Origin of the sequence: Streptococcus suis (assembly GCF_002964575.1) — a bacterium.
Lineage (GTDB): Bacteria > Bacillota > Bacilli > Lactobacillales > Streptococcaceae > Streptococcus > Streptococcus suis_R.
In genome coordinates this window covers 1-341 of the sequence record NZ_POQQ01000024.1, presented here as the reverse complement: position 1 = coordinate 341, position 341 = coordinate 1, and the positions used below count along the sequence as shown (strand labels likewise).

The 341-nt window shown below is 33.7% G+C and carries 1 pseudogene; it reads left to right on the top strand.

Annotated features, from left to right (window positions below):
• Positions 1 to 207: pseudogene (locus C1E58_RS01505) on the top strand (IS4 family transposase); the annotation flags it as partial.
• Between the last annotated feature and the right edge of the window lie 134 nt (positions 208 to 341).

Below are 341 nucleotides of genomic sequence, written 5' to 3'. Positions count from 1 at the left end.
ATTAAAACATCAAAGTTAAAACAGACTTATAAAATTTGTTTTTCAGACGCTGTTTATGCCTGTCGAAAATTTCTTAGAGAAGAACTTACTTCCTTCCAATTAGAAACCTACATTGCTAAGCATTTATCCATTATTCGACCCAATCGAACCTTCCAAAGAAAGATAAAAAGCCAGGCTCCCGTAAGCTTCACTTATAGAATATCATAATAGTTAAAAATTTGGGTTAAAAACCTTCCTTTTTGTGCGCCCTAAATACAAAAACTATTCCCGTTTTGTCATGAAGTCTCAGACGGGAATAGTTTCTTTAGCTGCTTAAATGCTTAACTTAATGACATTGGCCT